We start from the raw sequence: 14802 nt of genomic DNA on the forward strand, positions 1-14802 counted from the left end.
AAGATGAGAGAGAAAACATTTGTGCTGGCACCAGATTCTTTTAAAGAAAGCATGACGGCTAAAGAAGTGTGTATCGCGATGGAGAAAGGACTGCGCAAGGTCTATCCAGCAGCGAATTACGTGCATGTACCGATGGCGGACGGCGGTGAAGGAACGGTGCAGTCACTGGTGGATGCGACAGGTGGACAGGTTCGTTATATCGAGGTGACAGGACCACTTGGAGAACCTGTAACTGCTGCATACGGCCTGCTGGGAGACGGAACCACGGCGGCAATCGAGATGGCATCCGCCAGTGGAATCCATCTGGTTAACAAGGATAACAAAAACCCGTTAAAGACAACAACCTACGGCACAGGGGAGTTAATCCGTGAATGTCTGAACCAGGGAATTCGGAAAGTTATCATCGGCATTGGTGGAAGCGCGACGAATGATGGCGGTACAGGAATGGCGGAAGCACTAGGCGCCAGATTTCTGGATGCAACGGGCAATACTCTTCCGCGTGGCGGCGGTAGTCTGGGCGAGCTGGCCAGTGTTGATATTTCATCACTGGATGACCGCTTGCAGCAGGTACAACTGATTGTAGCCTGTGATGTGACAAATCCGCTGTGCGGAGAGCATGGGGCCTCTCAAGTATTCGGGCCACAAAAAGGGGCAACCCCAGAGATGGTACAGCAATTGGATGCCAATCTTGCTCATTACGCCGATGTGGTGAAGCAGCAGCTGGGCAAGGATGTGCGCGATCTTCCAGGCGCGGGTGCAGCAGGTGGATTGGGTGCGGGTTTATTGATTTTCACTCAGGCGGCGCTGCAAAAAGGGATTGAAATTGTGATTGAATACACCGGTTTAAAACAAAAGCTCGCCAATGCCGATATCGTTTTGACGGGAGAAGGCGGTATTGATTTTCAGACCAAATTCGGTAAAACTCCGTATGGAGTAGCTCAGGCGGCCAAACAGTCTGGTAAAAAGGTTATTGCGGTCGCAGGTTATATTGGGGAAGGGATCGACACGTTGTATAAGGAAGGAATAGATGCGGTGTTCGGCATCGTACCGGGAGCCTCGGAGCTCGGTAAGCTGCTGGCCGAAGGGCCGCAAAACGTAGAGCGTACGTGCGAGAATATCGCAAGAGTACTTCAATTCAGCGAGGAATGAACAGTTGAGAAGCGATTATAAACACAAAACGGCATAATACAAATACCGTATAATACGAGCGCTCGCCTGTAATCCCGCGCTTAGCTAAAGCCGGATTGACTGAGGAATTTGGGAGTGACGGCGAGCGGATACATGATATTACTGGCGTATGATCTGGCGTGAAACAGCCGTTCATTGATACAGTGCCAATAAGCCGTGCGTAAGCTCAAAAAGCTGAAGGAGATTCCGGGGATCTTTACCGGTTAAGGTATGGATGCGCTTCAGGCGGTATTGCAGCGTATTTCGGTGAATATTTAATTCATCTGCGGTAAAGGAGACACTGCCGTTATGGTTAATAAAGCTTCGCAGCGTATCCAGCAAATCCACGGTATCTTCCAGCTTACTAACCAGATGGATCGTATTGGTCAGGTTGGTTTGGCTTAGTTTGACCAGAAATTCGACTTCTGCAAAAGAAATTTTTTGCACAGGCGGGCGCAAAGCCAGTAAAACATTCATAGCTGACTTGGCTTGCATATAAACATCCGCAATGTTGTGCTCTTGTCTGCTGACCGTAATCAGCACATTGGGATGGCTGCGCACAAGTGGCTCTAGCAGTTTGTCTGTCGGCTCCTGATTTTGTATCAGAATGAGATAGCAGTCTTCCTCCATACGAAAGGACGGATGCTGCATGAATATATTGGACAACTCGGCTAAATGATCTGGATCAGTAGGCAGATACTTTACATATACAGCCGAAGTTTTTAGAAGCAAATCAATGTGATATTGAGCTGCTTCTTTTTTTATTTTTTGCGTGTAGGCTCCTTGATGATTCAATAACATTTCCAGCACAGATTTTTTGCGATTGGCTTCATGGGCCAGATGCTCCAATGAGATTCGCTGTTCAATCAGGAGAGACACCGTAGTTTTAACAATATTGCAAAAAGGACGCACTTCATCGGGATTGCCTGAAATACCAATGACACCAACTAACTCATGATGAATGACAATCGGCTCATTGGTTCCCTTTTTCTCATAGTGGCCGTCCTGCCACACTTCAATCATTTTCCCGGTTTCGAGCGCCTGAACAGCTCCTTGGTGAATGGTTCCGATTCGTTCACTCTCGCCGCTGCCAATGATGATGCCTCGTTCATTCATAATATTGATATTGTATGGAATATCCTTCATCATTTTGTCTACGATGTCTTGGGCTTGTTTTTCGGAGAGCTGAAACAAATCCGGATTCCTCCTTTATCTATCGTGATATAGTGTACTTTAATGTACTACCTTTATGAAAGGGCTTCCAATTTATTGTGCATCTGAACAATATGATAAGGCAGGTCGCCGAGCATGTCAGTCAATTTTATCATAGATGTGAATTGCAGCGTATTATGATAATCCATTAGACGATGTTATATATTTTAGTATTGAGTTGTAATCTACGGAAGGAGAGTATAGTTGTACGCAAAAAAACAGGGCCCTAAGGAGCACCTGCCTTTTGTACTTAATACCTTTTTATTGTAATTAAATCCATCTAATGGCGAACCTCGCGGAAGCTGTAGATAATATCATGTAGCTCTTTCTTAAATCGACTATATTTAGATGCGGGCGTATATCCGAGCACCTGATAATAATCATTTTCGGTCTCAATAATCGCCACATGGGTGACATAATGGTTCATATCTTTTTGTCCTTTAATCGTAAACTCAATGGCAGGGTATCCATGAATCGTTGTGTTAGATGAAGGTCCTACAGTAGAGAGATTAAACTCTTTGGTCATGTTGTATTGAATTTTCTTTGTGTAGTGCTGGAGAGTTACATTGCCCAATTCCTTTTTCGAATTGGATACTACCGCAACGGACTTTTGAATGTACGGATTGAATATCGCAATATCAGTTATTTTTTCATGGTCCGGGTCTGTTGACCAGTCTAGCGGGGCTGAGATCTGAAAACGTCCATCTCTACTTACATAGCTCTGCTCTTTCTTGCTCACTGGAGCTTCAGGAGGCACATAACTGTTTGCCAGTATAAAAATAGCATTTACAAACGAGGCTCCCAAGATCACCATGGCGGTAAAAAATATAAAGAGCGAACGTTTCATTGTCTTTTTGCTAATTGGCTCTAAATCCCGAACCTTTACAACATATGTACCTGCGGCTAAGTCACCAATTCGTTGTCTTGATGCAGTTACTAACACGCTGATACCAGCAGGTATCCCACCCATTAGCAATGGATTGGTGTCGATTAGCCTGAGCAGCGTACGAATGAGTGATTTAAGAAAACCAGGAGGCTTTCCTTCCCCGTTAACTACCTTAATACGAAAAACGAACTTACCCAGCGTATAGCCTGTGTAACCTTCCAAAAGCAAATAATAGCTGAAGAAAGCAATAAGCAGAATACAACGGGATGCAATTGCTAAAGGTAAAAACCATCTGTCCGTTATTTGAATGACAGAAATAAAAAAACAAATATACCCGATTAAAAAAAATATGCAATCAAAAACCGTTGCTCCCCACCGTCTAAACAGAGTAGAAATCCCGTATGTTTTTGATAACGCCGCCATCCTGTTTGGATCTACCCCATAATTTTGACCATGCCGAATGTACATCTGTCTTGAAGTTTCCTGCGGATTGTGTGATACATGCTGTTCGTCCAAAAAATACACCTCTTCTTAATAATTAAAAACACACTCCTTATATTAACGGTCATTTTATAATCCATGTTTAGGAAAACATTCTATAAACAAAGAAATTATTATAAATATCCCTTCCTCTCATTTACTCTATAATTGGAAGAAGAAAGTAATGATAGATTCAGGAGGCATAGGTATGCAAGAAAAGCTGGCAAAAGTGAACAAGGCGGCAAGAGATAAGAATGTGAAAGGTGAGTTTCCGGTTATAACGACCGAACGTCTTGTATTACGAAAAATGGTAGCAACGGACAGCAAGGACATGTTGGAATACTTTTCAGATGAGCAGGTTATGAAGTTTTATGGACTGAGCCCGTTTGAGTCTGAACAGGAGGCACTGGATGAGATCAGTTGGTATGATCAGATTTTTGAGACAGATCAGGGAATTCGCTGGGCTCTTCAAACGAATGGAGGTAAAATCATCGGTTCTTGCGGATTTCATAACTGGGACCAACGTCATCATCGGGCAGAAATGGGCTATGAATTGTCCAGAGCCTATTGGGGCCAAGGGTTAATGTCGGAGGCACTTGCAGCTGTAATCGACTATGGGTTTAATACCCTCTCATTGAATCGCATTCAGGCGCTTGTAGAGCCAGAGAATGCACAATCCTTGCGGTTGCTTGAAAAAGCAGGCTTTCGGCAAGAAGGGCTCCTCTCCCAATATGAATTTACGTTAGGGAAATATGATGATCTTTATATGTGCGCATTGGTCAAATCAGAGTATATCAATCGTTCTCAGAAATGATAGATGTAGGTGAATCAAGCGGGGGAGCATGGATAGGGAGAAGGTTGATCATTGTACAACATGATCGACCTTCAGCGGCAGACACATTTCATATTGCTCAATAGGGTCTTTCGAGAGACCTATTTTTTGGATAAAGCCTTCAAGAGAGTCATTGTCGGACAGACAGATGTAGACCTTCTCAATCTTTTGGATCTCTGCTGCTCTATGAAGGAGGGCGCGTCCTAGGCCTTGGTTGCGATGCTTAGGATCGATCCAAAGAAAGCCGATTTTACCTTGAGCACTCATAGCAATCATGCCAAGTCTGGTTTGGTTCACTGCGTAGATGCCGAGAAAGACTTCCTGTGTGCTGTTAGCGTAATAAGGTGTGTCACTTTGCCAATGGATGTGACAGTCGGTGAGGGTTTTACGAAAATCTGCGACATCGTCAAACATAAGCTCTTTAACTATGTACGATGATGAGGGAGCGGGAGAGACCGATGGGACAGTACCGTTGTAGTATTTTAGCGTATAGCGTACCTCATAGCCGTGATTTTTATAGAACTGGACAGCCCGATGATTATCCGTAATGACTTCGAGCCATAGCTGCTGGCAACCCGCGGAGATGGCTGTTTGTTTATGTAATTCCAGCAACTTGTTGCTAATCCCCTGACCGCGGTAAGCCGGAGCGATGCATAGCGTGCCGCAACGCATGGTCTTGTACCCGTCAAACTGCCGAATACCGCCGAGAATTAAGCCGATTGGCTGATCTTCATCCATGGCAAGGAAAGAGTGGTTTCGTGAATTACCCTCTGGACCGAAAAAACGTGCTGCAAAATCGCCCTGTTCCATGGTCAAGCGAATGGAATAGTCTGAGAACCCGAGCGAAAACGCTTGAAAAATGTGCTCCATGCTGACGTCATTGCATCTCACATAGGTGATCACCGTTATTCCCCCTAGAAATTCATACTATATTTGGATTATAGGGAATTAAGGGAGCTCCATCAATCTCCCGCTGAAAATAAAAAAACCCCTTAAAAAAGGGGATTGGTGCTGGGTGTTGTAGGGTTGCAATTCGTGTCGCTAAGATCAGGATTGGTAGAGAGGTCACGATAATGATTGAGCTTATATTCAATAATTTTTTGAGTTTCTATAAGTTTGGAAATTTCTTGTTGAATCTTCTGATTATGTTTTTCAAGTAAGGAGTGTCTGATCGGAATGGTGCTGTTGCCTTGCATCGAAAGTCCTCGATAATGCTTCATTTCCTCTATAGTCATTCCAGTGGCTTTTAATCGGGTTAAAAAGATAATCCCCAGAATCTGATCTCTACTGTAGAACCTGTGTCCGTTAGCCTTTCGTTCTGCATAAGGCAGCAAGCCAATTCGCTCATAATAGCGTATGGTATCCTCTGTTAAACCTGTTAGCTCTGCAGCTTGACTAATAGAGGTTATGGTCTCCGGAATTTCCTGCAAAGTATCCCACTCCTTAATTGTAACGATTACCAAGGAACTTCTCCATTCGAGTCGAAAAACCCTCCTGACGGCCCGTCATTATTTAAAGTGGCTAAACGAACAACGACAGCAGCAGCTTGTTGTACCGAACCCGGTCCTGTAAAGCCATTTAAGTCAGTGGCGGTAAAGCCAGGATCAGCCGAATTAACTTTGAGAGGTGAGTCTTTAAGTTCCTTGGCAAGGGTGACGGTGAACATATTAACCGCTGCTTTGCTGCTATTGTAGGCAAGCAAATTAAATTGGGCATGCTCGTGCTCAGGATCGCTATTATAGGTTAACGAACCAAGGCCACTCGACAAGTTAACGATTCTACCGCATGGAGATTCTTGCAATAAAGGCAGCATGGCTTGCGTTATCGCGACCAAACCGAAAAAGTTTGTTTCATACGTTTCTCTTAAATCGTCTAAAGAGAACTGACTGGGAGGAGTGGCTCCTCCCAAAGATATACCGGCATTGTTGATGAGTACATCAAGGGAACCGAATTCTTGTTTGATCTGTTGGACGGCGGAATCAATCGTACTTTGATTCGTCACGTCTAACAAAATCAATCGGGCTTCTACTCCCTCATTAGCCAACTTAGCCACCGCTTCCCGGCCGCTCTGCTCATTCCGTGAGCCAATCAGGATTGTAAGACCCATACCCCCCAATTGTCTGGCTGTTTCATACCCGATGCCTTTGTTGGCCCCAGTAACAAGAACTGTTTTCCCAATGGTCATGAGCGATTCCTCTTTTCATTATTCTTGAATTTGGCGGCCACCATGCTTTAAATGTACTACTTGGAGTATACTTAAAGTCAACACAAAACCAGCAAAAATATAGCTCGAAATGCCCTGAACATTCTTTATTTTGGAAGATGGGAGAATGGAATGAATAAAAGGCAAATGGAAATTTTACGCATGTTATTAACTGAACCGGACCGGTTGTGGTTAGCGCAGGATCTGGCGGATCTGACCGACTGCTCTGAAAAGACGATCCGCAACGATCTGAAAGTAATTGAAGATTATATCGTCAATCATTCTGATGCCAATCTGGTGAGAAGGCCGGGACGCGGCATTTATCTGGAGATGGGTAAAGCGGATCAGAATGAATTGTTCCATCGACTGTATGCGGACGAGAGTACAGCCCAACATGAGTCGGATGAGGAAAGGGTGCTGCATCTCGCCTATCGGCTCTTGATGAATGCCAAGCCTGTGACCATCCAGGATCTAGCTTCACAGTATTATGTGAACAAGACAGTGATCCGTAGAGATATGGAGAAGATCGATGGCTGGCTGCACAGCTTTGATCTAGCCTTGATTACCAAGCAGCGCGTAGGCTTGACTATTCAAGGCTCTGAGAAAAATAAGCGAATCGCTTTGGCGCGGATGAACCAGCTGATTGACAGTCCTGAGTTAACAGGACAGATGATGCGCAAACAGTTTGAATCGCACGAGATTACAACCATAAATCATGAATTAAAAGCATTTCAAAAACGCCATGAGCTCAGCTTTACTGACGAGGCTTTCGAAGCTCTAATGCTGCATATCCTCTTAATGGTCAAACGAACCAAGATGGGACAACCCATTTCGCTCTCCAAGCAGGACATTGCCTTTTTGCAGGAGAGACGCGAATTTACATGGGCTACGTCTTTTTTGCAGCAGTTGCAAAAGTTGTTTGCTGTGCCTTTTTCCAAGGAAGAGACGGCGTATTTAACTCTGCACCTGCTTAGCGGGAAGTTCCGTTTCCAGCAGGAGGGAAGAACAGGAAAACAAGGTGAGCTGGCAGATAGCCACCCGCTTTTGCCTGAGTTGATTGAGCAGTTAGTCCGGCGGATGTCCGAGCTGAATATGATTGCCTTTTCCAAGGACAAGATGTTGCTGAAAGGGTTGAATGTCCATTTATATACGACCCTGAACCGTCTTCAATATGGGTTGACCGTGTCCAATCCTATGCTGGCCGAGATCAAGAAGATGTACCCCTACATGTTCGACCGGGTTATTATTACACTGGAAGAGGTGGGGAAATGGATCCGGCTATCTTTCCCCGAGGAGGAAGCGGCGTATTTAACGCTGCATTTTCAGGCTTCTGTGGAGCGATTGCACCAGAAAGAGAGTCATCCCCAGAGAGCCATCATCGTGTGTCACATGGGCATTGGTATGTCCCAACTACTGCGCACCAAGGTGGAACGTAAATTTCCGGCTGTACATGTGGAGACAACCCTTTCCAAAGCAGAAGTCCAGGACTATCTGGCAGCCCAGGAGGTGGATCTCGTCATTACCACTGTAGATCTACCAGAGATGAACATTCCGCACATTCTCGTCTCTCCCTTGCTGGATGCCAAGGACGAACGTCGACTGGAGCAAGTGATCCGACGACTGGATGAGCCGGAACATAGGGCAGCAGAAGAATCGGTATTTTTTAAATATACAACACCTTTTTTGGTCTTTCCCCAGCAGGAAGTGCAGCATCCTGAACAACTGATCTCCAAGCTGGCGCAAATACTGGAGGACAAAGGATATGTGGAGCCTGGTTATGTGGACAGCGTACTGGCGCGAGAAAAAATGTCGGCTACGACGATTGGGGGAGGCATAGCCATCCCGCATGGCGGTTCTGAATGGATAAGGCAGTCCTCTATTGTAATCGCTACCTTGAAGCAGCCGCTTACCTGGGGGACCGAGAAAGTAGAGCTTGTGTTCTTGCTTGCGGTTAGACAGGATGGGCGGGAAGAGATGCGCCAGTTATTCAAGGAATTGTCCCTGATCAGTGAACAGCCTGCTTTGGTTCATGCCTTATCTAAGGAGACTGATGCGATGAGATTATTAGGGAGAATGAAGGGATAAACTAAAATCAAAAGCTGTGCTCTGGAGCAGGACTTATAGATAAGTCCTGTTTTTTGTCGGTATAATTCCGTTTTTCCGAAAGTTCCGGTAAAAAGTTCGTCCGATAACAGCAAGATAGGCGTTTATACTATTAATGTAAGCGGAAACACTAGAGAGAAGGGGAATGACTATGAAGATATTGGCGATTACCTCATGTCCTAACGGAATTGCACATACGTATATGGCAGCTGAGAATCTGCAAAAGGCAGCAGCAAAGCTGGGCATTGAGATGAAGGTTGAGACACAAGGCTCCATTGGAGTCGAAAATCAACTGACCGAGCAGGAGATCCGTGAGGCAGATGGCATTATTATTGCAGCGGATAAAACGGTAGTTAAAGACCGCTTCGTCGGCAAAAAACTGCTGGTCGTTGGCGTACAGGATGGGATTCGCCGTCCGGAAGAATTGATCCAGCGGGTGATGAAGGGGAATGTGCCTGTGTACCAGGCAGAGTCGCGTTCTGCTGAAAGTAGCTCACAGGAGAACAAGCCGAAACAAAATCCCATCTACCGCCACTTGATGAACGGTGTATCCTATATGGTACCCTTCATCGTCATTGGAGGATTGCTTATTGCCATTGCGTTGACGATTGGCGGTGAGAAGACACCAGGCGGTTTGGTTATACCGGACGGTTCATTCTGGAAGACGGTTCAGGATATCGGCTCAGCTTCGTTTACCTTTATGATACCGATCCTCGCCGGATTTATCGCGATGAGTATTGCGGATAGACCGGGGCTTGCACCGGGTATGATTGGCGGATTCATTGCTGCAAACGGCAGCTTTTACGGAAGTGAGGCGGGGGCTGGATTTATCGGCGGGATTATCGCTGGTTTCCTGGCGGGTTATGTTGCACTTGGGGTTCGGAAAATTAAAGTTGGCCGAGCATTACAGCCGATCATGCCTATTATTATTATCCCTGTATTGGCATCTTTAATTGTTGGATTAATCTTTGTCTTTGTGATTGGTGCTCCAGTCGCACAATTGTTTGAAGCTTTAACGGGTTGGCTTGCAGGTATGCAAGGTACAAGTTCAATTCTACTGGCATTGATTCTAGGTGCGATGATCTCTTTTGATATGGGCGGCCCTGTGAACAAAGTCGCATTCTTATTCGGTTCGGCCATGATCGGCGAAGGGAATTATGAAATTATGGGGCCAATCGCCGTTGCGATTTGTATCCCGCCAATTGGGATGGGACTTGCAGCGATGATCAACAAACGTAAATTTGCACCCGAAGAACGCGAGGCTGGGAAGGCAACATTCACGATGGGGTTGTTCGGTATTACCGAAGGTGCGATTCCATTCGCGGCGCAAGATCCACTACGTGTTATTCCCAGTATCATGGTAGGGTCCATGGTCGGCTCTGTCATCGCCATGTTGGGAAATGTAGGTGATAAGGTAGCTCACGGTGGACCGATTGTAGCTGTACTTGGTGCAGTGGACCATGTGCTTATGTTCTTCATCGCCGTTATTGTCGGCGTAACCGTATCGGTTGTCCTGGTGAGCTTGCTGAAAAAAGATATTGCAGCAACTGTAACTTCGGATGTTGCTGGGGAAGCGATGCCTGGATATTCTACCGCAGGAGCTGGACAATCTGCGATTACTACAACGGCCGCTGCGGAGTCATCTGCTTCAACAACTGTCACACATAACGGGCCAGCCGTGTCTTCGCAAGCCATTCACATTGAGAAACTGACGGATATTGTAACGATGGATCTGATTAATTTGGATCTGGAAGGAACGACACGAGATGCTGTGGTTGATGAAATGATCGGAGCACTTGAGAAAAATGGAGCCGTAAGCTCTGCCCGTGATTTCAAACAGGCGATATTAGCCAGGGAGGAAGAAGGCTCCACAGGCATTGGAATGAATATTGCCATTCCTCATGGCAAATCGGAAGCTGTCCTGAAGCCAAGCGTGGTCTTCGGCATCAAGCAGGGCGGTGTTGATTGGAATAGTGCAGACGGAAGTGAAGCAAAAATGATCTTTATGATTGCCGTACCGCGCAACAGCAAGGAAAATGCGCATCTAAAAGTGCTGCAAATGTTATCGCGTAAGCTGATGGACGATCATTTCAGAGAGGCGCTTCTGGCAGTTACTACGAAGGAAGAAGCATATCAATTGCTGGATCAGGTGCATTAATTTAAATCCGATAAGAACTTAAATCAAAAAAAAGAGGCTCCCGAAGTTTCAGCTGGGAGCCTCTGTCGCTACATAAAGTCAAAAAAATAACGAATCACATGGAAAAATACGGGCGAAGTGTAGGTCAAGCTATCCACCCGGTTTAAATAGCTTTTTTTCAAAGCATCGAACTTATCATCATCGCCGATTAATAAATCTCGCTTCAGCACGGAAACCGTTAAGCTGCCGAAGAAACCGCTCAAGCTGATCAGCATGCCGAAAATAATTCCAAATTTCAGGTCAAACGGCGTCAGGTAAGGATAGATGAGATAGGAAGCCGCTATAGTTACGGGAAAAGCGAATGCAAAGCCTTCCCAAGTTATATTGGGATTGGATGTCGGAACGATTTTCCGCTTACCGAAATAGAGTGATGCCAGATAGTGTACGACATCATTGAGCTGCGTTAGTACTACTAAAAAAAGCACAAGTTTCGCTCCGTATTGCGGCGTAGCAAACTGAAAATAGGCCAGGTGACTCAACCCGAAAACCATCAGCATAAGTCCCCATTGGGTCGAGCTGACACTGCGCAGAAAACCAACCGTTCCTTTGTTGATCAATCGTGGGAGCGGTAGCAGCAAGAATACATAGATAGGGATAAAGACAATAAACATTCCGTACCACCCGATATAAATCCAATAAAATTGTACGGGAATCGCCACGTACGCCCATAGAAACAATCTGCGATCAGCTTTTCTGGATCTAATCATGGAAAAGTATTCTTTTAGTGCAAAAAAGGTGAGTGCCATCAGGGAAAGCAGTGAAACGATCGGATTGAAAAGAGTTGCCAAGCAAAAGATAAAGAACATACCCCACCATGTCTTGATGCGAAGCCCAATAGCTGCATAGTCTTTGTCTGGCTGTGTTTTGACTACTACTATGTAAATCAGATGGATGACCAATAGGGCTGTAAAAATAAGGATTAACGTTAATAGCGAACTGTCCATTACCACTCACCAACTTATCGCGAAATAGGGTTCCATTAGGGTTCCTATGTTATTATGAAGGAATAATTCAAACTTGATAAGGGGAAATTTCGTAAATGGTAGCAGATCAATCCGTCTTTATCTTGCTTACGAATACGGGAACGTTTCTTACGAGAGTCATTAAAAGCTATACGAGAGCGCCATACAATCACGCCTCCATTTCCTTCAACCGGGAACTTTCAGAGTTATACAGCTTCGGCAGAAAGACTCCTAATAACCCTCTGGATGGTGGTTTCGTGAAAGAGGATATTAAGACAGGTACATACAGCAGATTTCCGAATACAACATGTGTTATCTACGAGCTTCAAGTAACCGACCGTGAAGTTGAAAAAATGAAGCGAGTTTTACATGTATTTATCCGAAGTCGTCAAAAATATATGTATAACTTACTGGGTTTGATTGGTATTGCACTCAAAGAACCAGTCGAGTTCAGCAATTCTTATTTTTGTTCGCAATTCGTCGCGGAAATTTTACAGCGATCCGGCATAAAAATATGGAACAAGCTGCCAGCTCTTGTTACGCCAGACGATTTTCGTCAAAGTAATCGGTTCCATTTGATCTACGAGGGGAAATTGAGCGAGTATGATCCTCAAGCTTGAGGACTAGGACCGCATGACTTAGACCTCTTCCGGCACAATTACCTCGATATGACGCGGTAAAATACCAAGCTCGATAGGCAAAGACGGCCCCTCCTCACCATCTACATTCGTACTGACCGGTTCTGCGGAGCTGACACTTACATGCTTTGCAGTAAAGTAAACGATATCACTATGATCCTTCAGATTGCCTAAAAATAAGGATATGCTGGCCGTCACGGTGTTCAATATATTGAGGTTTTTAAAAATAAAGCAGTGAAGCAGACCATCGTCAACAGTCGCATCGGGTGCCAGTTTCTCGAATCCGCCAACTGAATTGGTTAACGTAGCCAAAAAGAGTGGGCACTTTCCTTCCCAGGTCTTGTCATCATAGCGGACGATAAGTGGGGGGGCTGGATGGCTGATAAGCTCTTTCATGCCTTCTTTGAAGTAGGCAAATGTGCCAAACATGGATTTATCGTCTGACGATACAGCTGATAGCGATTCAGCAAGCGAACCTGTGGCAACAACATTGGCAAACATTCGGCCGTTTAAGAGGCCCATATCTACGTTTTTCACGCGGGCAGAAGTCAGTGTACGGATCGCCAGCTCGGGACTTAGCGGAATTTGCAAGGCACGGGCAAAATCATTGACTGTCCCAAGGGGGATGACGCCCAGTCTTGGACGGTGGTCTTGATCCATGAAACCGTTGATTGTTTCGTGAAGTGTGCCATCCCCACCGATGGAAACGACTAGGTTACAAGCTTCCTCACACGCATTGACGCAAAAACGAGTGGCGTCCAGTTTCTTTGCTGTCTCTTTAACCGTAACAACGTACCCTTGGTCACGTAGAATTTCTTCTACGCTTCTGACATGTTGGAGGGATTCCGCTTTGCCGGAAGAGGGATTTACAATGATCATAGCTTTCTTCATATATATGTTCCTTTCTCTGGAGAAAGTTTGGGTTACCAACTCTTACCCGCAAAGCAGACCTTTAGACTCTAGATTAGACATGCGTTATATTTTTAGTTACTATATAAAAGTAAATAAAATCTGATTGGAGGATTTCATATGAAAATCGCATTAACAGGAGCAACGGGGCAACTGGGTTCCATCGTGGTAGATACGTTGCTTACATCTGTCTCCGCAAATGATCTTATTGTTAGCGTAAGAAATCCAGAAAAAGCAGAGAACTTACGGTCTCGTGGCGTTGACGTTCGTCATGGTGATTTTGATAAACCGGAAACGCTGGATCAAGCGTTTGCTGGAGTAGATCGACTACTGATTATATCCGCAGACGGGGATAATGATACTAGAATCCGTCAGCATAAAGCGGCAGTTGATGCTGCTGTGCGTGCTGGGGTAGGCTTCATCGCTTATACTAGCGCTGCCAATGCCGCTGACAGCACTCTATTCCTTGCGCCCGTACATCGCATCACGGAGGAGTTCATTCGCGAGTCAGGTATTCCTTACTCCTTCTTGCGTAATAATTGGTATTTGGAGAATGAGGCAGGCACGATCCAATCCGTACTCGCGGGGGCTCCTTGGCTAACCTCGGCAGGGTCCGGTAAAGTAGGTTGGGCTACCCGTGCAGATTATGCGCAAGCGGCTGCAGCTGTTTTGTCTGGTGAAGGGCATGAGAATACAACATACGAGCTCTCGGGTAAACCGATTACCCAAGAGGAGTTTGCTGCGATACTGGCTGAGGTTCTGGGCAAAGATGTTCCTGTACAGCAGGTGGATGATGCTACGTATGCAGAGGTTATGCTCGGAGCGGGAGTCCCGGAAGGTGCAATCCCTATTGTGGTCGGTATTCAACAAGCGATTCGTGAAGGAGCCTTGGATGTCGTAAGCAACGATTTTGAGAAGCTGTTGAAACGCCCCCTTACGCCGCTTAGCCAAGGAATTAGTGAACTGATCAAGCAAACCCAAGCATAATAAACGTACCGTAGAGTACAATTTCAACATATGCTGCTGCTTATGACTAAAACGGATGCTGCCTAGAGAGGTCAGCATCCGTTTTAGTTACATGTTCACCTCCGGGCATTTTCAGAGGCAGGGCGCTTACGTATCAGTACAATACTGAGATTAATTTCATCCATGAGTGGAATCGTGACTGTTTATCCAATATACTTGTAGAGAACTCCAAAGGAGACTTGGAGCA

Annotated in this window: 13 protein-coding genes; 6 read left to right on the top strand and 7 right to left on the bottom strand. The window is 45.5% G+C overall.

Annotation, left to right across the window (positions count from 1 at the left end; all coding sequences use genetic code 11):
- Positions 1-3: 3 nt before the first annotated feature.
- Positions 4-1149 carry a glycerate kinase family protein gene (locus tag AC5ELV_RS09295; protein WP_493429953.1) on the top strand — a complete coding sequence of 382 codons (1146 nt, stop codon included), beginning with the start codon at positions 4-6 and terminating at the stop codon, positions 1147-1149.
- Between the two features lie 171 nt (positions 1150-1320).
- Here the strand turns inward: AC5ELV_RS09295 and AC5ELV_RS09300 are convergent, their stop codons facing one another.
- Both AC5ELV_RS09300 and AC5ELV_RS09305 read right to left on the bottom strand, forming a co-directional pair.
- The gene (locus AC5ELV_RS09300) at positions 1321-2361 is read right to left on the bottom strand and encodes a CdaR family transcriptional regulator (protein ID WP_493429954.1); all 1041 of its coding nucleotides are present in this window, start codon (positions 2359-2361) and stop codon (positions 1321-1323) included.
- Between the two features lie 298 nt (positions 2362-2659).
- Positions 2660-3688: an RDD family protein gene (locus AC5ELV_RS09305; RefSeq protein WP_493430400.1), complete on the bottom strand. Its 1029-nt coding sequence runs from the start codon at positions 3686-3688 to the stop codon at positions 2660-2662.
- Positions 3689-4001: 313 nt separating this feature from the next.
- On the opposite strand from AC5ELV_RS09305, the gene AC5ELV_RS09310 reads away from it, so the two are divergent.
- The gene (locus tag AC5ELV_RS09310) at positions 4002-4559 is read left to right on the top strand and encodes a GNAT family N-acetyltransferase (RefSeq protein ID WP_493430401.1); all 558 of its coding nucleotides are present in this window, start codon (positions 4002-4004) and stop codon (positions 4557-4559) included.
- Between the two features lie 48 nt (positions 4560-4607).
- On the opposite strand, the gene AC5ELV_RS09315 is transcribed toward AC5ELV_RS09310, so the two are convergent.
- The 3 genes from AC5ELV_RS09315 to AC5ELV_RS09325 all read right to left on the bottom strand — a co-directional run bounded on the left by AC5ELV_RS09315 (position 4608) and on the right by AC5ELV_RS09325 (position 6762).
- Positions 4608-5480, bottom strand: coding sequence for a GNAT family N-acetyltransferase (locus tag AC5ELV_RS09315; RefSeq protein WP_493429955.1), 873 nt, complete (start codon positions 5478-5480; stop codon positions 4608-4610).
- A gap of 89 nt (positions 5481-5569) precedes the next feature.
- Entirely contained in the window at positions 5570-6040 is a 471-nt protein-coding gene (locus AC5ELV_RS09320; RefSeq protein WP_493429956.1) for a MerR family transcriptional regulator, read from the bottom strand.
- Positions 6034-6762 carry an SDR family oxidoreductase gene (locus AC5ELV_RS09325; RefSeq protein ID WP_493429957.1) on the bottom strand — a complete coding sequence of 243 codons (729 nt, stop codon included), beginning with the start codon at positions 6760-6762 and terminating at the stop codon, positions 6034-6036. The genes AC5ELV_RS09320 and AC5ELV_RS09325 overlap by 7 nt, the downstream gene beginning before the upstream one ends.
- A 150-nt stretch (positions 6763-6912) precedes the next feature.
- Here AC5ELV_RS09325 and AC5ELV_RS09330 point away from each other — a divergent pair, with 150 nt between their 5' ends.
- Together AC5ELV_RS09330 and AC5ELV_RS09335 are read left to right on the top strand one after the other, a co-directional pair.
- Positions 6913-8865, top strand: coding sequence for a BglG family transcription antiterminator (locus AC5ELV_RS09330; RefSeq protein ID WP_493429958.1), 1953 nt, complete (start codon positions 6913-6915; stop codon positions 8863-8865).
- A gap of 169 nt (positions 8866-9034) precedes the next feature.
- Positions 9035-11041 (top strand): fructose-specific PTS transporter subunit EIIC, encoded by a 2007-nt coding sequence (locus AC5ELV_RS09335; protein ID WP_493429959.1) that lies wholly within the window; start codon positions 9035-9037, stop codon positions 11039-11041.
- Between the two features lie 68 nt (positions 11042-11109).
- On the opposite strand, the gene AC5ELV_RS09340 is transcribed toward AC5ELV_RS09335, so the two are convergent.
- Positions 11110-12024 carry a phosphatidate cytidylyltransferase gene (locus AC5ELV_RS09340; RefSeq protein WP_493429960.1) on the bottom strand — a complete coding sequence of 305 codons (915 nt, stop codon included), beginning with the start codon at positions 12022-12024 and terminating at the stop codon, positions 11110-11112.
- Between the two features lie 95 nt (positions 12025-12119).
- On the opposite strand from AC5ELV_RS09340, the gene AC5ELV_RS09345 reads away from it, so the two are divergent.
- Positions 12120-12662 carry a hypothetical protein gene (locus AC5ELV_RS09345; RefSeq protein ID WP_493429961.1) on the top strand — a complete coding sequence of 181 codons (543 nt, stop codon included), beginning with the start codon at positions 12120-12122 and terminating at the stop codon, positions 12660-12662.
- Between the two features lie 18 nt (positions 12663-12680).
- On the opposite strand, the gene AC5ELV_RS09350 is transcribed toward AC5ELV_RS09345, so the two are convergent.
- Positions 12681-13571, bottom strand: coding sequence for a diacylglycerol/lipid kinase family protein (locus AC5ELV_RS09350; protein WP_493429962.1), 891 nt, complete (start codon positions 13569-13571; stop codon positions 12681-12683).
- 138 nt (positions 13572-13709) lie between these two features.
- Here AC5ELV_RS09350 and AC5ELV_RS09355 point away from each other — a divergent pair, with 138 nt between their 5' ends.
- Positions 13710-14576 carry an SDR family oxidoreductase gene (locus tag AC5ELV_RS09355; protein ID WP_493429963.1) on the top strand — a complete coding sequence of 289 codons (867 nt, stop codon included), beginning with the start codon at positions 13710-13712 and terminating at the stop codon, positions 14574-14576.
- The last annotated feature ends 226 nt before the right edge of the window (positions 14577-14802 follow it).

This window comes from Paenibacillus sp. NMA1017 (assembly GCF_058895805.1).